The 19,347-nt window shown below is 65.0% G+C and carries 17 protein-coding genes; 16 read left to right on the top strand and 1 reads right to left on the bottom strand.

Annotated features, from left to right (window positions below):
• The first annotated feature begins 103 nt into the window (after positions 1-103).
• The 5 genes from carA to ACTRWB_RS34830 all read left to right on the top strand — a co-directional run bounded on the left by carA (position 104) and on the right by ACTRWB_RS34830 (position 6,309).
• Entirely contained in the window at positions 104-1,249 is a 1,146-nt protein-coding gene (gene carA / locus ACTRWB_RS34810) for a glutamine-hydrolyzing carbamoyl-phosphate synthase small subunit (protein ID WP_048242434.1), read from the top strand.
• 28 nt (positions 1,250-1,277) lie between these two features.
• Positions 1,278-1,937 carry a leucine efflux protein LeuE gene (leuE, locus tag ACTRWB_RS34815; RefSeq protein ID WP_047900343.1) on the top strand — a complete coding sequence of 220 codons (660 nt, stop codon included), beginning with the start codon at positions 1,278-1,280 and terminating at the stop codon, positions 1,935-1,937.
• A 49-nt stretch (positions 1,938-1,986) separates the two neighbouring features.
• A complete protein-coding gene (gene carB, locus ACTRWB_RS34820) occupies positions 1,987-5,241 on the top strand; it encodes a carbamoyl-phosphate synthase large subunit (RefSeq protein ID WP_129514220.1) in 3,255 nt (1,084 codons plus the stop codon).
• 118 nt (positions 5,242-5,359) lie between these two features.
• Positions 5,360-5,836 (top strand): transcription elongation factor GreA, encoded by a 477-nt coding sequence (gene greA, locus ACTRWB_RS34825; protein ID WP_129514221.1) that lies wholly within the window; start codon positions 5,360-5,362, stop codon positions 5,834-5,836.
• 14 nt (positions 5,837-5,850) lie between these two features.
• Positions 5,851-6,309 (top strand): DUF4149 domain-containing protein, encoded by a 459-nt coding sequence (locus ACTRWB_RS34830; protein ID WP_129514757.1) that lies wholly within the window; start codon positions 5,851-5,853, stop codon positions 6,307-6,309.
• Positions 6,310-6,358: 49 nt separating this feature from the next.
• Here ACTRWB_RS34830 and ACTRWB_RS34835 read toward each other — a convergent pair whose 3' ends face one another.
• On the bottom strand, positions 6,359-6,883 hold the full coding sequence (locus tag ACTRWB_RS34835; RefSeq protein WP_446904534.1) for a YhbY family RNA-binding protein: 525 nt from the start codon (positions 6,881-6,883) through the stop codon (positions 6,359-6,361).
• A gap of 193 nt (positions 6,884-7,076) precedes the next feature.
• Between ACTRWB_RS34835 and ACTRWB_RS34840 the strand changes: the two genes are divergently transcribed.
• The 11 genes from ACTRWB_RS34840 (at position 7,077) to phoR (ending at position 19,316) form a co-directional block, all read left to right on the top strand.
• Positions 7,077-7,739, top strand: a complete 663-nt coding sequence (locus tag ACTRWB_RS34840; protein ID WP_446904535.1) for an RlmE family RNA methyltransferase — start codon at positions 7,077-7,079, stop codon at positions 7,737-7,739.
• Positions 7,740-7,905: 166 nt separating this feature from the next.
• Entirely contained in the window at positions 7,906-9,804 is a 1,899-nt protein-coding gene (ftsH, locus tag ACTRWB_RS34845) for an ATP-dependent zinc metalloprotease FtsH (RefSeq protein WP_129514223.1), read from the top strand.
• Positions 9,805-9,880: 76 nt separating this feature from the next.
• On the top strand, positions 9,881-10,774 hold the full coding sequence (folP, locus tag ACTRWB_RS34850) for a dihydropteroate synthase (RefSeq protein ID WP_446904536.1): 894 nt from the start codon (positions 9,881-9,883) through the stop codon (positions 10,772-10,774).
• Positions 10,775-10,801: 27 nt separating this feature from the next.
• Positions 10,802-12,157 (top strand): phosphoglucosamine mutase, encoded by a 1,356-nt coding sequence (glmM, locus tag ACTRWB_RS34855; protein ID WP_446904537.1) that lies wholly within the window; start codon positions 10,802-10,804, stop codon positions 12,155-12,157.
• A gap of 455 nt (positions 12,158-12,612) precedes the next feature.
• Positions 12,613-13,647: a phosphate ABC transporter substrate-binding protein PstS gene (gene pstS / locus ACTRWB_RS34860; RefSeq protein WP_446904538.1), complete on the top strand. Its 1,035-nt coding sequence runs from the start codon at positions 12,613-12,615 to the stop codon at positions 13,645-13,647.
• 94 nt (positions 13,648-13,741) lie between these two features.
• Complete coding sequence (gene pstC, locus ACTRWB_RS34865; RefSeq protein WP_446904539.1) at positions 13,742-14,728, top strand: phosphate ABC transporter permease PstC; 987 nt, start codon at positions 13,742-13,744, stop codon at positions 14,726-14,728.
• Positions 14,725-15,618 carry a phosphate ABC transporter permease PstA gene (gene pstA / locus ACTRWB_RS34870; RefSeq protein WP_129514228.1) on the top strand — a complete coding sequence of 298 codons (894 nt, stop codon included), beginning with the start codon at positions 14,725-14,727 and terminating at the stop codon, positions 15,616-15,618. The genes pstC and pstA overlap by 4 nt, the downstream gene beginning before the upstream one ends.
• 15 nt (positions 15,619-15,633) lie before the next feature.
• The gene (pstB, locus tag ACTRWB_RS34875) at positions 15,634-16,482 is read left to right on the top strand and encodes a phosphate ABC transporter ATP-binding protein PstB (RefSeq protein ID WP_129514229.1); all 849 of its coding nucleotides are present in this window, start codon (positions 15,634-15,636) and stop codon (positions 16,480-16,482) included.
• Between the two features lie 18 nt (positions 16,483-16,500).
• Positions 16,501-17,205: a phosphate signaling complex protein PhoU gene (phoU, locus tag ACTRWB_RS34880; protein ID WP_129514230.1), complete on the top strand. Its 705-nt coding sequence runs from the start codon at positions 16,501-16,503 to the stop codon at positions 17,203-17,205.
• A gap of 32 nt (positions 17,206-17,237) precedes the next feature.
• Positions 17,238-17,939, top strand: coding sequence for a phosphate regulon transcriptional regulator PhoB (gene phoB / locus ACTRWB_RS34885; RefSeq protein ID WP_027787869.1), 702 nt, complete (start codon positions 17,238-17,240; stop codon positions 17,937-17,939).
• 57 nt (positions 17,940-17,996) lie between these two features.
• Positions 17,997-19,316, top strand: a complete 1,320-nt coding sequence (gene phoR, locus ACTRWB_RS34890; RefSeq protein WP_446904540.1) for a phosphate regulon sensor histidine kinase PhoR — start codon at positions 17,997-17,999, stop codon at positions 19,314-19,316.
• Positions 19,317-19,347: the final 31 nt, after the last annotated feature.

The following is a 19,347-nucleotide window of genomic DNA, read 5'->3' on the forward strand; positions in this document are numbered from 1 at the left end:
ACGCAGGCCGCGTCCAGCAAGCGACCACGCGCGCCCACGCAGCGCGGCGCTCGCGCGGCAGGGTAAACAGGTCGGCAGCAGGGTGTTCCCCAAGGAGCCTCCCGTGTTGCCGTCTTTTTCTCCCGCCTTGCTTGCACTCGCCGACGGCACGGTCTTTCGTGGTTATTCGATCGGGGCCGAAGGCCATACGATCGGCGAAGTCGTGTTCAATACCGCGATTACCGGCTATCAGGAAATCCTCACTGATCCGAGCTACGCGCGCCAGATCGTTACGCTCACCTACCCGCATATCGGCAACGTCGGCGTCAATGCCGAAGACGTCGAAGCCACGAAAGTCCATGCCGCCGGCCTGATCATCCGTGATCTGCCGACGCTCGCATCGAACTTCCGCATGGACCGCACGCTCGGCGATTACCTGCGCGACGAAGGCGTCGTCGCGATCGCCGGCATCGACACCCGCAAGCTGACCCGTATCCTGCGCGACAAGGGCGCGCAGGGCGGCTGCATCCTGGCGGGTTCGGACGACGAGGCCAAGGCGATCGAGCTCGCGCGCTCGTTCCCGGGCCTGTCCGGCATGGATCTCGCGAAGGTCGTGTCGACCACGAAGCCGTTCGAGTGGAAGCAGACCGAATGGCGCCTCGAAGGCGGCTACGGCATGCAGGAAGCGCCGAAGTACCGCGTCGTCGCGTACGATTTCGGCGTCAAGTACAACATCCTGCGCATGCTCGCGGAGCGCGGCTGCCACGTGACGGTGCTGCCGGCACAGGCGAGCGCGGCCGATGCGCTCGCGCTGAATCCGGACGGCATCTTCCTGTCGAACGGCCCTGGCGATCCGGAGCCGTGCGATTACGCGATCGCGGCCACGAAGGAATTCATCGAGCGCGGCGTGCCGACCTTCGGCATCTGCCTCGGCCACCAGATCATGGGCCTCGCGGTCGGCGCGAAGACGCTGAAGATGAAGACGGGCCACCACGGCGCGAACCACCCGGTGAAGGATCTCGGCGACGGCCGTGTCGTGATCACGTCGCAGAACCACGGCTTCGCGGTCGACGCGGATTCGCTGCCGGCCAACGCGCGCGTGACGCACGTGTCGCTGTTCGACGGCACGCTGCAGGGCTTCGAGCTGACCGACAAGCCGGCATTCTGCTTCCAGGGTCACCCGGAAGCATCGCCGGGCCCGCACGACATCGGTTATCTGTTCGACCGTTTCACCGCGCTGATGGACGCGGCGAAGCAGCGCAACGCGTAACGCACCTGAAGAACGGGAGATTCGCATCATGTTCGGCCACGCACTCGGCATCACGGATATCTGGACCTACGTGTTCGGCGTGATCTTCATCATCCTGCTGCCGGGGCCGAACTCGATGTACGTGCTGTCGCTCGCGGCGCAGCGCGGCGTGAAGGCCGGCTATCGCGCGGCCTGCGGCGTGTTCGTCGGCGATACGGTGCTGATGGTGCTGTCCGCCGCGGGCGTCGCGTCGCTGCTGAAGGCGAATCCGCTGCTGTTCTCCGTCGTCAAGTACGGCGGCGCCGCGTATCTGCTCTACATCGGCACCGGCATGCTGCGCAGCGCGTGGCAAAAGCTGCGTGCGCCGGCCAATGCGCCGGCTGACGCGCCGCAGGCGGTCGACGGCGAGCGGCCGTTCCGCAAGGCGCTGATCGTGAGCCTGCTGAACCCGAAGGCGATCCTGTTCTTCATCTCGTTCTTCATCCAGTTCGTCGACCCGGCATTCCCGCATCCCGCGCTGTCGTTCGTCGTGCTCGGGGCGATCGCGCAATGCGCGAGCTTCCTGTACCTGAGCACGCTGATCTTCGCGGGTGCGCGGCTCGCCGAGCATTTCCGCCGCCGCCGCAAGCTTGCGGCCGGCGCGGCGAGCAGCGTGGGCGGCCTGTTCATCGGTTTCTCGGTGAAGCTCGCGCTCGCCACCATGAGTTGAGCGCCGCCGGCCGACCCACGACAACGATTACTTATTGAATTCACAAGCCATGCCAAAACGCACAGACATCAAGAGCATCCTCATCATCGGCGCCGGCCCGATCATCATCGGCCAGGCGTGCGAGTTCGACTATTCGGGCGCGCAGGCTTGCAAGGCGTTGCGTGAGGAGGGCTACAAGGTCGTTCTCGTCAACAGCAACCCGGCGACGATCATGACCGACCCGAACACGGCCGACGTGACCTACATCGAGCCGATCACGTGGGAAGTCGTCGCGCGCATCATCGAGAAGGAGCGCCCGGACGCGATCCTGCCGACGATGGGCGGCCAGACCGCGCTGAACTGCGCGCTCGACCTGCACCACCACGGCGTGCTCGAGAAGTTCGGCGTCGAACTGATCGGCGCGTCGCCGGAAGCGATCGACAAGGCGGAAGACCGCCAGAAGTTCAAGGAAGCGATGACCAAGATCGGTCTCGGCTCCGCGAAGTCGGGCATTGCGCACTCGATGGAAGAGGCGACCAAGGTGCACGGCGAGATCATGGCGGAGACGGGCGGCAGCGGTTACCCGGTCGTGATTCGTCCGTCGTTCACGCTCGGCGGCTCGGGCGGCGGCATCGCGTACAACCGCGAAGAGTTCGAGGAGATCTGCAAGCGCGGTCTCGATCTGTCGCCCACGCGCGAACTGCTGATCGAGGAATCGCTGCTCGGCTGGAAGGAATACGAGATGGAAGTCGTGCGCGACCGCGCCGACAACTGCATCATCGTCTGCTCGATCGAGAACCTCGACCCGATGGGCGTGCACACCGGCGACTCGATCACGGTCGCGCCGGCGCAGACGCTCACCGACAAGGAATACCAGATCCTGCGTAACGCCTCGCTCGCGGTGCTGCGCGAGATCGGCGTCGACACGGGTGGCTCGAACGTGCAGTTCTCGATCAACCCGAAGGACGGCCGGATGGTCGTCATCGAGATGAACCCGCGCGTGTCGCGTTCGTCGGCGCTCGCGTCGAAGGCGACGGGCTTCCCGATCGCGAAGGTCGCCGCGAAGCTGGCGGTCGGCTACACGCTCGACGAGCTGAAGAACGAAATCACCGGCGGCCAGACGCCCGCATCGTTCGAGCCGACGATCGACTACGTCGTCACGAAGATCCCGCGCTTCGCGTTCGAGAAGTTCCGTGAAGCCGATTCGCGCCTGACGACGCAGATGAAGTCGGTCGGCGAAGTGATGGCGATCGGCCGCACGTTCCAGGAATCGTTCCAGAAGGCGCTGCGCGGCCTCGAAGTCGGCGTCGACGGTCTCGACGAGAAGTCGACCAACCGCGACGAGATCGCGATCGAGATCCACGAGCCGGGCCCGGACCGCATCTGGTATGTCGGCGACGCGTTCCGCATCGGCATGACGGCCCAGGAAATCTTCGCGGAAACCGCGATCGACCCGTGGTTCCTCGAGCAGATCGAGCAGATCATCCTGAAGGAAAAGGCACTCTCGGGCCGCACGCTCGCGTCGCTGACGTTCGACGAGCTGCGCTACGTGAAGCAGAGCGGTTTCTCCGACCGCCGCCTCGCGAAGCTGCTCGGCGCGACGCCGGAAGACGTCCGCAAGCGTCGCGTCGAACTGAACGTGCGCCCGGTCTACAAGCGCGTCGACACCTGCGCGGCCGAGTTCGCGACGAAAACCGCCTACATGTACTCGACCTACGAGGAAGAGTGCGAGGCGCAGCCGACCACCAACAAGAAGATCATGGTGCTGGGCGGCGGCCCGAACCGGATCGGCCAGGGCATCGAGTTCGACTACTGCTGCGTGCACGCGGCGCTCGCGATGCGCGAGGACGGCTACGAAACGATCATGGTCAACTGCAACCCGGAAACGGTGTCGACCGACTATGACACGTCCGACCGCCTGTACTTCGAGCCGCTGACGCTCGAAGACGTGCTCGAGATCGTCGACAAGGAAAAGCCGGTCGGCGTGATCGTCCAGTACGGCGGCCAGACGCCGCTGAAGCTCGCGCTCGACCTCGAGGCGCACGGCGTGCCGATCGTCGGCACGTCGCCGGACATGATCGACGCGGCCGAAGACCGCGAACGCTTCCAGAAGCTGCTGCAGGACCTCGGCCTGCGCCAGCCGCCGAACCGCACCGCGCGCGCCGAAGACGAAGCGCTCAAGCTGGCCGAGGAAATCGGCTATCCGCTGGTCGTGCGCCCGTCGTACGTGCTCGGCGGCCGCGCGATGGAAATCGTCCACGAGCCGCGTGACCTCGAGCGCTACATGCGCGAGGCCGTGAAGGTGTCGAACGATTCGCCGGTGCTGCTCGACCGCTTCCTGAACGACGCGATCGAGTGCGACGTCGACTGCATCTGCGACGGCGAAGCCGTGTTCATCGGCGGCGTGATGGAGCACATCGAGCAGGCGGGTGTCCACTCGGGCGACTCGGCATGCTCGCTGCCGCCGTACTCGCTGTCGAAGGAAACCGTGGCCGAACTGAAGCGCCAGACGGGCGCGATGGCGCGGGCGCTGAACGTGGTCGGCCTGATGAACGTGCAGTTCGCGATCCAGCAGGTGCCGCAGGCGGACGGCTCGAAGCAGGACATCATCTACGTGCTGGAAGTGAACCCGCGCGCATCGCGCACGGTGCCGTACGTGTCGAAGGCGACCAGCCTGCCGCTCGCGAAGATCGCGGCGCGCGCGATGGTCGGCCAGAAGCTCGCGCAGCAGGGCGTGACGAAGGAAGTCGAGCCGCCGTACTTCAGCGTGAAGGAGGCCGTGTTCCCGTTCGTCAAGTTCCCGACCGTCGATCCGGTCCTCGGGCCTGAAATGCGTTCGACCGGCGAAGTGATGGGTGTCGGCCAGACGTTCGGCGAAGCGCTGTTCAAGTCGCAACTCGCGGCCGGTTCGCGCCTGCCGGAGTCGGGCACGGTGCTGCTGACCGTGATGGACGCCGACAAGCCGAAGGCGGTTGAAGTCGCGCGCATGCTGCACGACCTCGGCTACCCGATTGTCGCGACCAAGGGCACGGCTGCCGCGATCGAAGCGGCCGGTGTGCCGGTGAAGGTCGTGAACAAGGTGAAGGACGGCCGTCCGCACATCGTCGACATGATCAAGAACGGCGAGATCGCACTCGTGTTCACGACGGTCGACGAGACGCGCCAGGCGATCGCCGATTCGCGTTCGATCCGCATGAGCGCGCAGGCGCACAAGGTCACGTACTACACGACGATGTCGGGCGCGCGCGCGGCTGTCGAAGGTTTGCGCTACCTGAAGGATCTGGAAGTCTATGATTTACAAGGTCTTCACGCTCGCCTAAACTAAGCAGTCAGTTTCCTGTCGAAGCAATACGTGCCGCGGTTAAGCGGTGTTTCCGGTGCATCGGAAACGCGCTTAATCGCGGTGATTTTTTTTAAAGCCGTTTTTAGCGATTGAGCCGTTTATGAGCACCATTCCGTTGACAAAGCGTGGCGCAGAGCAACTGCGCGATGAATTGCAGCGCCTCAAGTCCGTCGAGCGGCCGGCCGTGATCAATTCGATCGCGGAGGCCCGCGCACAGGGTGATCTGTCCGAAAACGCCGAATACGATGCCGCGAAGGAAAAACAGGGCTTCATCGAGGGCCGCATCGCGGAACTCGAATCGAAGCTGTCTGCCGCGCAAATCATCGATCCGACGGTGCTCGACGCCGATGGCCGCGTGGTGTTCGCCGCGACGGTCGAACTCGAGGATCTCGAGTCGGGCGACACCGTCAAGTACCAGATCGTCGGCGACGACGAAGCCGATATCGATCACGGCCTGATCTCGGTCAGCTCGCCGATCGCGCGCGCACTGATCGGCAAGACCGAAGGCGACGTCGCGGCCGTGCAGGCGCCGAGCGGCGTGCGCGAATACGAAATCATCTCGGTCAGCTACATCTGAAGCGGGGCGACGTGATGCCGCATCGCGTGTTCCGTCTGCTGTCGGCCGTGTGGGTCGGCAGCCTGCTGACGATCGGGTATGCGGTCGCGCCCGTGTTGTTCAAGACGCTGGAGCGGATGACGGCCGGTTCGGTCGCCGCCCAGCTGTTCCGTATCGAGGCGATCCTCGGTGTCGTGTGCGGCGTGCTGCTGCTCGCGTTGTCGAACCAGCAGGTGCGGCACGGCAGCAGCGAATATCGCCGCGTGCGCTGGATCGTCGCCGCGATGGTCGTGTGCGTGCTGGTCGGGTATTTCGCGCTGCAGCCGTTCATGAACGCGCTGCGGGTGGCCGCGATGGACGCGGGCACCGATATCGCCAACTCGCCGTATGCGAGTCGCTTCGGGATGCTGCACGGCGTCTCGAGCGTGTTCTACCTCGTCGAGAGCGTGCTGGGGCTGATGCTGATCTGGCGTCTGCCGGCGCGCGACGCCTGAGCGCCGCGCGGGCAGGGCGGCACGGCGTGCGCCGTGCCGCGTCCACGATTTACTTGTCCTGGAACGGCCGCTTGGTGCTTGCCTGGCGCTTTTTCGCGCGCTTCACGTTGCCGCCCGCCGTCACGCGCTCGTTGCCGCGCACGACGACCTTCGTCGGCTTCGGGCGACGCACGGGGCTGGCGTTCGGCGACACCTTGACGACCTTGACGGTGCGCGGTGCGCGGCCCTTCTTGTCGTCGGCGGCTTCGGCCGCGCTCGGCAGCGTGCCGGCACGACGGCCGCGGGCCGGGGCCGCCGCGGCTTCGGGCTTCCAGATCACCAGCAGCTTGCCGATGTGCTGGATCGGCGCCGCGCTCAGGCGGTCGCAGATCTCGTCATAGATGGCGACGCGTTCGTCGCGTTCGTCGCCGAACACGCGAATCTTGATCAGCTGGTGCGCGCCGAGGTGCACCTTGATTTCCTTCAGCACGGCGTCGGTCAGCCCTTCGGCCCCGATCAGCACGACGGGCTTGAGCGCATGGGCCTGGGAGCGCAGCGCGGAGCGCTCGGCGGGAGAAAGCGAAAGGGCGGGCATGGGAATGTCGAAATCTAAATAAGGGCGCACTGCCTGAAAAGCGATCGCGGGAAGTTACCGCGTCAGCCGTGCGCCGAAACCACGTAAAATCGCGGCTTGGACCCGAAAAGGGGCCGCAGCCGCGCGAAGAAGACGCGTATTATCCGCTAAAAGCGCGGCTTCACGAAGCAAATGGCAGCAATCTCTCTCTCGAATGGCAAAAAACCGCTTTAACCAGAACTGGCTGCACGACCACATCAACGACCCGTACGTCAAAATGGCGCAGCGGGAGGGCTATCGCGCGCGTGCCGCGTACAAGCTGAAGGAAATCGACGAGCAGGACAAGCTGATCCGTCCGGGCCAGGTGATCGTCGATCTCGGCGCGACGCCGGGCAGCTGGAGCCAGTATGCCCGCAACAAGCTCTCGCAGGGCAAGAAGCGTGACGCCGAGCGCGAGGGCGGCATCGACGGCACGATCATCGCGCTCGACCTGCTGCCGATGGAGCCGATCGCCGACGTCCACTTCATCCAGGGCGACTTCCGCGAGGAAGACGTACTCCACCAGCTCGAGGAAGTGCTCGAAGGCCGTTCGGTGGACCTTGTTATTTCGGACATGGCCCCCAACCTCTCCGGCGTGGCCCTGGCGGACGCGGCGCGCATCGAGCATCTCTGCGATCTGGCGCTCGAATTCGCGCAGAATCATCTGAAGCCGGATGGTGCGCTGCTCGTGAAATGCTTTCACGGCAGCGGCTACAGCCAGATCGTCGAGAAGTTCAAGCAGCAATTTAAGACCGTCGCGCCGCGCAAGCCCAAGGCGTCCCGCGACAAATCGTCCGAAACGTTCATTTTGGGTCGGCATCTGAAGCAACCGCGCTGAGGCGGAGCGAGGTGCCGCAAACGGGCTCCGGCCCTTGCCAGACAAGCGAAGCGCTATCGCGGCGGTTGTCAATGCTTATGGCGAGGGTGGTCGGACTGGATTAGAATGACCGAGGGGCGCCGCAAGGAAAATGTAGGCGCTCGTCTACGAGTGAAGGAGTGGTGCTTTGAACAACAATATGTTTTCGAAGGCAGCGGTGTGGCTGGTGATCGCACTGGTGCTGTTTACGGTGTTCAAGCAGTTCGACAAGCCCCGCGTTCAGGAAGGCGTGTCCTATTCGCAGTTCATGGACGATGCCAAGAGCGGCAAGGTCAAGAACGTCATCGTTCAGGGGCGCAACCTCACCGTCACTCCGGCTGATGGCCAGAAATACCAGATCGTGTCGCCCGGCGACATCTGGATGGTCGGCGATCTGATGAAGTACGGCGTGCAGGTCAGCGGCAAGGCCGACGATGAGCCGAACGCGCTGATGTCCGCGCTGTACTACCTCGGGCCGACGATCCTGATCATCGTGTTCTGGTTCTACATGATGCGGCAGATGCAGGGTGGCGGGAAAGGCGGTGCCTTCTCGTTCGGCAAGTCGCGAGCGCGGCTGATCGACGAGAACAACAACGCGGTGAACTTCTCCGACGTCGCGGGCTGCGACGAAGCGAAGGAAGAAGTGTCCGAGCTCGTCGACTTCCTGCGCGATCCGCAGAAATTCCAGAAGCTGGGCGGTCGCATTCCGCGCGGCGTGCTGCTCGTCGGCCCGCCGGGTACCGGCAAGACGCTGCTGGCCCGCGCGATCGCGGGTGAAGCGAAGGTGCCGTTCTTCAGCATCTCGGGTTCGGACTTCGTCGAAATGTTCGTCGGCGTCGGCGCAGCTCGTGTGCGCGACATGTTCGAGCAGGCGAAGAAGCATGCGCCGTGCATCGTGTTCATCGACGAAATCGACGCGGTCGGCCGTCATCGCGGCGCCGGCATGGGCGGCGGCAACGACGAGCGCGAACAGACGCTGAACCAGATGCTCGTCGAGATGGACGGCTTCGAGGCGAACTCGGGCGTGATCGTGATCGCCGCGACCAACCGTTCCGACGTGCTCGACAAGGCGCTGCTGCGTCCGGGCCGTTTCGACCGCCAGGTCTACGTCGGTCTGCCGGATATCCGCGGCCGCGAACAGATCATGCGCGTGCACCTGCGCAAGGTACCGATCTCGAACGACGTCGATGCGGCAGTCATCGCGCGCGGCACGCCGGGCTTCTCGGGCGCCGATCTCGCGAACCTCGTGAACGAAGCTGCGCTGTTCGCCGCACGCCGTGGCAAGCGTATCGTCGAGATGCAGGATTTCGAGGACGCGAAGGACAAGATCTTCATGGGTCCGGAGCGCAAGTCGGCCGTGATCCGCGAGGAAGCGAAGCGTGCGACCGCGTACCACGAGTCGGGCCACGCGGTGGTGGCGAAGCTGCTGCCGAAGGCCGACCCCGTGCACAAGGTCACGATCATTCCGCGCGGCCGTGCGCTGGGTGTCACGTGGCAGTTGCCGGAGCATGACAACGAGACGTATTCGAAGGACTACCTGCTGGACCGTCTCGCGATCCTGTTCGGTGGCCGGGTGGCGGAAGAGCTGTTCATGAATCTCGTCAGCACCGGCGCATCGGACGACTTCAACAAGGCAACGCAGACGGCACGTGCGATGGTCGCCCGTTTCGGCATGACCGATGCGCTCGGACCGATGGTCTACGTCGACGACGAGAACGATGCATCGCCGTTCGGTCGTGGTTTCACGCGCACGATCTCGGAAGCGACGCAGCAGAAGGTCGACGCGGAAATCCGCCGCGTGCTGGACGATCAGTACAACCTCGCGCGGCGCCTGCTGGACGAAAACCGCGACAAGGTCGAAGCGATGACGGCCGCGCTGATGGAGTGGGAGACGATCGACGCCGATCAGATCAACGACATCATGGAAGGCCGTCCGCCGCGCTCGCCGAAGAGTTCGCCGGCTGTCGGCGGCGATTCGTCGGGCGGTGGCAGCAGCGCCGAGGTCAAGCCCGGCAACGCACCGGCGCCTGCTTCGCCGGCGGCATAGTCTCCGCTTTAGTACCGTTCACGGGCTGGTGTGGCTTCACACCGGCCCGTTTTGCATTCATCCACGCCAGTCGCTCGTGTCCGATTTCGCTGTTTCGCCGTTCATTCCCGCGCCGCTGCGCTGCGGCCGCTTCGAGCTGACGTTCGAACGCCCGCTCGTGATGGGCATCCTTAACGCAACGCCCGATTCGTTCTCCGACGGCGGCCGTTTCCTCGCGCGCGACGATGCGCTGCGCCAGGCCGAGCGGATGATTGCCGACGGTGCCGACCTCCTCGATATCGGTGGCGAATCGACGCGCCCCGGCGCGCCGCCCGTGCCGCTCGACGAGGAGCTCGCGCGCGTGATCCCGCTCGTCGAGGCGCTGCGGCCGCTGAACGTGCCGCTGTCGGTCGATACCTACAAGCCGGCCGTGATGCGCGCGGCGCTGGCTGCCGGCGCGGACCTGATCAACGATATCTGGGGGTTCCGCCAGCCGGGCGCGATCGACGCGGTGCGCGACGGCAACAGCGGGCTGTGCGCGATGCACATGCTCGGCGAGCCGCAGACGATGCAGGTCGGCGAGCCCGACTACGACGACGTCGTGACCGACGTGCGCGATTTTCTCGCCGCGCGCGCGCAGGCGCTGCGCGATGCGGGCATCGCGCCGGAGCGGATCTGCGTCGATCCCGGCTTCGGGTTCGGCAAGGCGGTCGTCGACGACAACTATGCGCTGCTGGCCGCGTTGCCGGACACGGCGCCCGCGCGCCCCGACGGGCGCGCTTATCCGATACTCGCGGGCATGTCGCGCAAGTCGATGCTCGGCGCGGTCATCGGCGGCAAGCCGCCGATGGAGCGCGTCGCGGCGAGCGTGGCGGCCGCATTGTGCGCGGTCGAACGCGGTGCGGCGATCGTGCGTGTGCACGACGTCGCGGCGACGGTCGATGCACTGAAAATCTGGAATGCCGTGCGCGCAGCCGCGCGGCAACGATAAGTCAGAAGACGAAGGAGGAAGGACCCCATGGGACGTCGATATTTCGGCACGGACGGCATTCGCGGCACGGTAGGTGACGCGCCTATCACACCGGATTTCGTATTGCGCCTCGGTTATGCGGCCGGCAAGGTACTGGCCGGCGCGGCCGATGTCACGGCAGGCTCGCGTCCGACCGTGCTGATCGGCAAGGACACGCGCGTGTCGGGCTACATGCTCGAGGCCGCGCTCGAGGCCGGATTCTCGGCGGCCGGCGTCGACGTGATGCTGGCCGGCCCGATGCCGACGCCGGGCGTCGCGTATCTGACGCGCGCACTGCGCCTGTCTGCCGGTGTCGTGATCAGCGCGTCGCACAACCCGTATCACGACAACGGGATCAAGTTTTTCTCCGCCGACGGCAACAAGCTGCCCGACGACACCGAAGCCGCGATCGAAGCGTGGCTCGACAAGCCGCTCGAATGCGCGCCGTCCGACGGCCTCGGCAAGGCGCGCCGCCTCGACGACGCGGCCGGCCGCTACATCGAGTTCTGCAAGAGCACGTTCCCGGCCGCGTTCGACCTGCGCGGGCTGAAGCTCGTGATCGATTGCGCGCACGGCGCCGCGTACCAGATCGCGCCGCACGTGTTCCACGAGCTCGGCGCGGACGTGATCCCGATCGGCGTCGCGCCGAACGGCTTCAACATCAACGACGGCGTCGGCGCGACCGCGCCGGACGCGCTGGTGCGCGCGGTGCGTGCGAACCACGCTGATCTCGGCATTGCGCTCGACGGCGATGCCGACCGCCTGCAGGTCGTCGACGCAACTGGCCGCCTGTACAACGGCGATGAGCTGCTCTACGTGCTCGTGAAGGACCGGATCGCAACCGACGGCAAGGTCGACGGCGCGGTCGGCACGCTGATGACGAACCTCGCCGTCGAAGTCGCGCTGCAGCGCGAGGGCGTGAAATTCGTCCGTGCGGCGGTCGGCGACCGCTACGTGCTCGAACAGTTGCGCGAGCACGGCTGGCAGCTCGGCGCGGAAGGCTCGGGCCACATCCTGTCGCTCGACCGGCATTCGACCGGCGACGGCATCGTGTCGGCGCTGCTGGTGCTGGCCGCGCTGAAGCGCAGCGGCCGAACGCTCTCGCAGATGCTCGATGGCGTCACGCTGTTCCCGCAGAAGCTGATCAACGTGCGGATGAAGCCGGGCGCCGACTGGAAGGGCAGCACGTCGATTCGCGCCGCGATCGATGCAGCCGAAGCCGCGCTCGCCGGCAGCGGCCGTGTGCTGATCCGCGCATCGGGCACGGAGCCCGTGCTGCGCGTGATGGTCGAAGCGCAGCAGGCAGCCGATGCGGTTCGCCATGCGGAGACGATCGCCGACGCGGTGCGCGCCGCGACAACTTGACGCACGGCAGTGGCACGGGGCGGTTCGGCCGCCCCGCGCCGGCTCCCCGGTGAGCCGGCATGCGGCGCCTTCAGGGCGCCGCAATTTCGTCAGACGCAAAGGTTTGCGCTATCTAATAGAGGGGTGTCTCGACAAACGCATTGCGTGACCGGGGAAATCTTCAGACCCCGTATATCGCGCTCGCCGCGGGCAGGGGCTTCCCGTGCCACCGACGCTGCGCTACGATCCATCCGCACATCCTTCAAACGGGTGTTCGAACCATCCCCGCCAGGCAGGCAATTCTTGCCGCCATCGCCGTACCGACGCCGCCCAGGCGCCGCCCGCGCCTTACCCGCTACTGCCTTTCAACCAGTCATGTTACTGTCACGCCAGTTTCATCGATTGTCACATTACCGTCATGAGGAGCCCCTAACCTTCGCGGTGCCGTAGTCATCCGCTCACACACTGGAGGTCTCATGAAATTGATGCAAACCGCGATTGCCGGCCTGGCTGGCGCGCTTTTCGCCGTTGCCGCGCAAGCCGCCGACATCACGGGCGCAGGCAGCACGTTCGCGATGCCGATCTATACGAAATGGGCTGCTGACTATCAGCAGACCGGCGGTGCAAAGGTCAACTATCAAGGTATCGGTTCGTCGGGCGGCCTGAAGCAGATCGTCGCGAAGACGGTCGATTTTGCCGGTTCGGACGCTCCGCTGAAGGATGAAGAGCTCGCGAAGGAAGGCCTGTTCCAGTTTCCGACGGTGGTGGGCGGCGTGGTGCCGGTCGTCAACGTGCCGGGCGTGAAGGCAGGCGAGCTGACGCTGTCGGGCCCGGTGCTCGGCGACATCTACCTCGGCAAGATCAAGAAGTGGAACGACCCGGCGATCGCCGCGCTGAACCCGAAGGTCAAGCTGCCGGATACGGACATCGCAGTCGTTCGCCGTGCTGACGGCTCGGGCACGAGCTTCATCTGGACGAACTACCTGTCGAAGGTCAACGAAGACTGGAAGTCGAAGATCGGCGAAGGCACGACGGTCAACTGGCCGACGGGCACGGGCGGCAAGGGCAACGACGGCGTCGCAGCCTTCGTGCAGCGCCTGCCGGGCGCGATCGGCTACGTCGAGTGGGCGTACGCGAAGAAGAACAACATGGTCTACACCGCGCTGAAGAACTCGACGGGCACGGTGGTCGAGCCGAAGACGGAAACGTTCAAGGCCGCTGCTGCCGGCGCGAACTGGTCGAAGTCGTTCTACCAGATCCTGACGAACCAGCCGGGCAAGGAAGCATGGCCGGTCGTCGGCGCGACGTTCGTGCTGCTGCACGCGAAGCAGGACAAGCCGGAGCAGGGCGCGGAAACGCTGAAGTTCTTCAGCTGGGCGTTCAAGAACGGCGAGAAGGCTGCTGACAGCCTCGACTACATCTCGCTGCCGCCGGCGGTCGAGACGGAAATCCGCAAGCAGTGGAAGGCGAAGGTGACGGACGCATCGGGCAAGTCGGTCGCCGCCGAGTAAGCAATGCAGCGGTTCGCTGCCCGACCGCGCCGGTCGGGCAGTGTGTGCGGTAAAGCCGGGCGTTACGGCGCCCGGCACTCAAAAGCAGGCACCCATGTCTGATATTTCCTATACGTCCTCACGGTCCGCCGGCGTTGCTCAGCAACACGCGCCGAGCCGTCTCGGGGATGTTGTGTTCGGCGGCCTTGCACGGCTCGCCGCGATCGTGACCCTGCTGCTGCTGGGCGGGATCATCGTTTCCCTGATCATTGCGTCGTTGCCGACCATCCAGAAGTTCGGCCTCGGCTTCCTGTGGCAATCCGAGTGGGATCCCAACTCGGACATCTACGGCGCACTCGTGCCGATCTACGGCACGATCGTGACGTCGGTCATTGCGCTCGTCATCGCGGTGCCCGTCAGTTTCGGTATCGCCCTGTTCCTCACCGAGCTGTCGCCCGTGTGGCTGCGCCGTCCGCTCGGCATCGCGATCGAGCTGCTCGCCGCGATCCCGTCGATCGTGTACGGCATGTGGGGGCTGCTGGTGTTCGCGCCGATCTTCGCCGAATACTTCCAGAAGCCGCTCGGCCGCCTGTTCAAGGACGTGTGGGTGCTCGGTCCGCTGACCGCCGGCCCGCCGATCGGCATCGGTATTCTCGCGGCCGGCGTGATCCTCGCGATCATGATCATCCCGTACATCGCGTCGGTGATGCGCGACGTGTTCGAGGTCACGCCCGTGCTGCTGAAGGAATCGGCCTACGGGATCGGCTGCACGACTTGGGAAGTGATGTGGAAGGTCGTGCTGCCCTATACGAAGACCGGCGTGATCGGCGGCGTGATGCTCGGCCTCGGCCGTGCACTCGGCGAAACGATGGCCGTGACGTTCGTGATCGGTAACACGAACCTGCTCGACAGCGTGTCGCTGTTCGCGCCGGGCAACAGCATCACGTCGGCGCTCGCGAACGAATTCGCGGAAGCGCAGCCGGGCCTGCATACGTCCGCGCTGATGGAACTCGGCCTGATCCTGTTCGTGATCACGTTCATCGTGCTGTCCATCTCCAAACTGCTGCTGCTTCGCCTCGAGAAGGGAGAGGGCAAGAAATGAGCGAGCCCATCATGAATTTCCCGGGGCCGAACGGCGCCGTGCTCGAAGCGATGCGCGAGCGCCTGCAGCGCAAGCGCAAGGTCGTCAACGCGATCGCGCTCGCCGCATCGCTCGGCGCAATGGCGTTCGGCCTGCTGTGGCTCGTGTGGATCCTGTACACGACGCTGCACCTCGGTATCGGCGGCCTGTCGCTGCAGCTGTTCACCGAATCGACGCCGGCACCGAACACCGAAGGCGGCGGTCTCGCGAACGCGATCGTCGGCAGCCTGCTGCTGTGCGGTTTCGGCACGCTGGTCGGCACACCGATCGGCATCCTCGCGGGCGTCTATCTCGCCGAGTACGGGCAGAAGAACCTGCTGGCGAGCACGATCCGCTTCATCAACGACATCCTGCTGTCGGCGCCGTCGATCGTCATCGGCCTGTTCGTGTACGCGCTCGTCGTCGCGAAGTCGGGACGCTTCTCGGGCTGGGCCGGCGTCATCGCGCTCGCGCTGCTGCAGATTCCGATCGTGATCCGCACGACCGAGAACATGCTGAAGCTCGTGCCGAACGCGCTGCGCGAAGCAGCGTTCGCGCTCGGCACGCCGAAGTGGCGGATGGTGCTGAAGATCACGCTGCGCGCATCGGTGGGCGGCATCATCACGGGCGTGCTGCTCGCGATCGCGCGGATCGCCGGCGAAACGGCGCCGCTGCTGTTCACCGCGCTGTCGAACCAGTTCTTCTCGTGGGACATGAGCCAGCCGATGGCGAACCTGCCCGTGACGATCTACAAGTTCGCGATGAGCCCGTTCGCGGAATGGCAGTCGCTCGCATGGGCGGGCGTGTTCCTGATTACGCTCGGGGTGCTCGGACTCAACATCCTGGCGCGCTCGGTCTTCTCGAAAAAGTAACGGCGGAGCAATCCGATGAATATGGCAGAGAGCCACCTGAATCCCGTCGAGCGCACCGCAGCGCCCGTCGGCACGCACGACGCGGCGAACGATCGCCCGCTCGAGCCGCTGAACGCGAAGATCGAGGTCAACAACCTCAACTTCTTCTACAACAAGTTCCATGCGCTGAAGAACATCAACCTGCGCATTCCCGAAGGGAAGGTGACGGCGTTCATCGGCCCGTCGGGCTGCGGCAAGTCGACGCTGCTGCGCACGTTCAACAAGATGTTCGCGCTCTATCCGGAGCAGCGCGCCGAAGGCGAAATCCTGATGGACGGCGAGAACCTGCTGACGACGAAGCGCGATATCTCGCTGCTGCGCGCGCGTATCGGCATGGTGTTCCAGAAGCCGACCCCGTTCCCGATGTCGATCTACGACAACATCGCGTTCGGCGTGAAGATGTTCGAGAAGCTCACGCGCTCGGAAATGGACGACCGGGTCGAGTGGGCGCTCACGAAGGCCGCGCTGTGGAACGAAGTGAAGGACAAGCTGGGCCAGAGCGGCTACGGCCTCTCGGGCGGCCAGCAGCAGCGTCTGTGCATCGCGCGCGGCATCGCGATCCGTCCGGAAGTGCTGCTGCTCGACGAGCCGTGCTCGGCGCTCGACCCGATCTCGACCGGCCGCATCGAGGAGCTGATCGCGGAGCTGAAGAGCGACTACACGGTCGTGATCGTCACGCACAACATGCAGCAGGCCGCGCGCTGCTCGGATTTCACGGCCTACATGTACCTGGGCGAGCTGATCGAGTTCGGCGAAACCGAAAAGATCTTCATCAAGCCGGTGCGCAAGGAAACGGAAGACTACATCACCGGCCGCTTCGGCTGATGACGGAGAACAACAGCCATGTCGGATAAACATCTGTCGAGCCAGTTCGACGCGGACCTGAATGCCGTGTCGTCGAAAGTGCTGGAAATGGGCGGCCTCGTCGAGTCGCAGATCGTCGGTGCGATGTACGCGCTGAACGAATTCGATCGCGATGCAGCCGAGAAGGTGATCGCGGCCGAGGAAACGCTGAACGCGATGGAAGTCGACATCGACCAGGAGTGCGGCAACATCATCGCGCGGAGGCAGCCTGCCGCGCGCGACCTGCGTCTTTTGATGTCGATTTCGAAAACGATTACGAACCTCGAGCGTGCCGGCGACGAAGCCGAGAAGATCGCGAAGCGCGTGCGCCGCCTGGTCGACGAGCCGGCCGCGCGCGCGGTCAACATCGCCGAGATCAAGGTGTCGGGCGAGATGGCCGTGACGATCCTGCGCCGCGCGCTCGACGCGTTCGCGCGCCTCGATACGGTCGCCGCCGCGCAGATCGTCAAGGACGACAAGGAAATCGACCTGGAATTCCGTGCGTTCGTGCGCAAGCTCGTGTCGTACATGCAGGAAGATCCGCGCACGATCTCGGTCGGCCTCGAATACCTGTTCATCGCGAAGGCGATCGAACGGATCGGCGACCACGCGAAGAACATCGCCGAATTCATCATCTACATCGTGAAGGGCACCGACGTGCGGCACCAGCCGCGCGACACGCTCGATCGTGAAGCCAACAGTTAACGCGACAACGTACAGGAAAAAAAGAGGTGCCGATGCCCAGCAACATTCTCGTCGTTGAAGATGAGCCCGCGATTTCCGAACTGATCTCGGTGAATCTCCAGCACGCCGGTCACTGCCCGATCCGTGCGTACAACGCCGAACAGGCGCAGAACCTGATCAGCGATGTGCTGCCCGATCTCGTGCTGCTCGACTGGATGCTGCCGGGCAAGTCCGGTATCGCGTTCGCGCGCGACCTGCGCAACAACGAACGGACCAAACACATCCCGATCATCATGTTGACCGCGCGCGGCGACGAGCAGGACAAGGTGCTCGGCCTCGAGATCGGCGCGGACGACTACGTGACGAAGCCGTTCTCGCCGAAGGAACTGATGGCGCGCATCAAGGCCGTGCTGCGCCGTCGTGCGCCGCAGCTGACCGAGGACGTCGTGTCGATCAACGGGCTGCGTCTCGACCCGGCCACGCATCGCGTCGCCGCGCATGCGGAAGGCAGCGAGATCAAGCTCGATCTCGGTCCGACCGAGTTCCGCCTGCTGCATTTCTTCATGACGCATCCGGAGCGCGTGCACAGCCGCACGCAACTGCTCGACCAGGTGTGGGGCGACCACGTGTTCGTCGAGGAGCGCACCGTCGACGTGCACATCAAACGATTGCGCGCGGCCTTGAAACCGGCCGGCTGCGATGCGATGATCGAGACCGTGCGCGGCAGCGGCTACCGGCTCGCCAAGCACGCGTAACGTATTCGAGCATGCCGTGTGCCACGGCATGCCGTTCATTCTTTCGGGCGCTGAATCATGAACATCATCTGGGCGCGCTTTCTGGTGTCGCTCGTGCTGCTCGTGCTGATCGGCGTATTGGTCGGCGTCTTTGCCGGCCCGACCGCGGGCCTCGTGTTCGTGGTCGTGATGCTGGTCGCGCAGGGTTTCTTCAGCACCTTCCATACGCAGCGTCTGTGGCGGCTGCTCGATGCGCCGGTCTACGGTGAGGTGCCGAGCGCGCCGGGCATCTGGGGCGAGATCTACTACCGTCTGCACAAGCTTGCGAAACAATGGCATGGACAGGTGCGGCAGGTTGAACAGCAGCACTCGCGCTTCATCCAGGCGATCCAGGCGTCGCCGAACGGCGTCGCGATGCTCGACGATCACGACCAGATCGAGTGGTGCAACGAGATCGCCGAGGTCCATTTCGGCCTCGATGCGAAACGCGACCTGCGCCAGCACATCACCAACCTGGTACGCCATCCCGAGTTCGTCCGTTACCTGAACGCGCAGCATTACGACGAGACGCTCGTGATGCGCGGCATGGGCGGCTCGCGGCAGAACGTGCTGGCCGTGCAGGTGTTTCCGTACGGCGAGAATCGCAAGCTGCTGCTCACGCAGGACATCACCGAGCTCGAGCGTACCGATGCGATGCGGCGCGACTTCGTCGCGAACGTGTCGCACGAGTTGAAGACGCCGCTGACCGTGCTGTCGGGTTTTCTCGAGACGATGCGCGAGCTGCCGCTGAACGAGGAAGACCGCGCTCGTTATCTCGAGATGATGGAGCAGCAGGCATCGCGGATGCGGCACATCGTCACCGACCTGCTGGTGCTCGCGAAGCTGGAGGGCGAGAGCAAGCCGCCGGTCGATCGCGCGATCGACATGCGCGCCGTGTTCGACCATCTGAAGGAGGATGCGCAGTCGTTGTCGAACGGGCATCACGACATCGCGTTCTCGATCGACGAGACGCTCGGCGTCACGGGCGCGCAGACGGAGTTGTTCAGCGCGTTCGCGAATCTCGTCACGAACGCGATCCGCTATACGCCGGACGGCGGCAAGATCGTCGTGTCGTGGCGGCGCGAGGGTGCGCAGGGCGTGTTTTCCGTCACGGACAGTGGCTTCGGCATTCCGGCCGCCGACCTGCCGCGGCTCACCGAGCGCTTCTACCGCGTCGACCGCAGCCGTTCGCGCGATACGGGCGGCACGGGGCTCGGGCTCGCGATCGTCAAGCACGTGCTGCAGCGGCACGACGCGCACCTGTACGTGCAGAGCGAAGAAGGGCGCGGCAGCACGTTCACCGCGCGGTTCCCGGGCTCGCGCATCATCGCGATCCGGCCGGCCGCGTACGAGGCCTGATCGCGTAACGGCCGCGCTCGTTCGGCGAGCG

Source organism: Burkholderia sp. YIM B11467 (genome assembly GCF_052952715.1).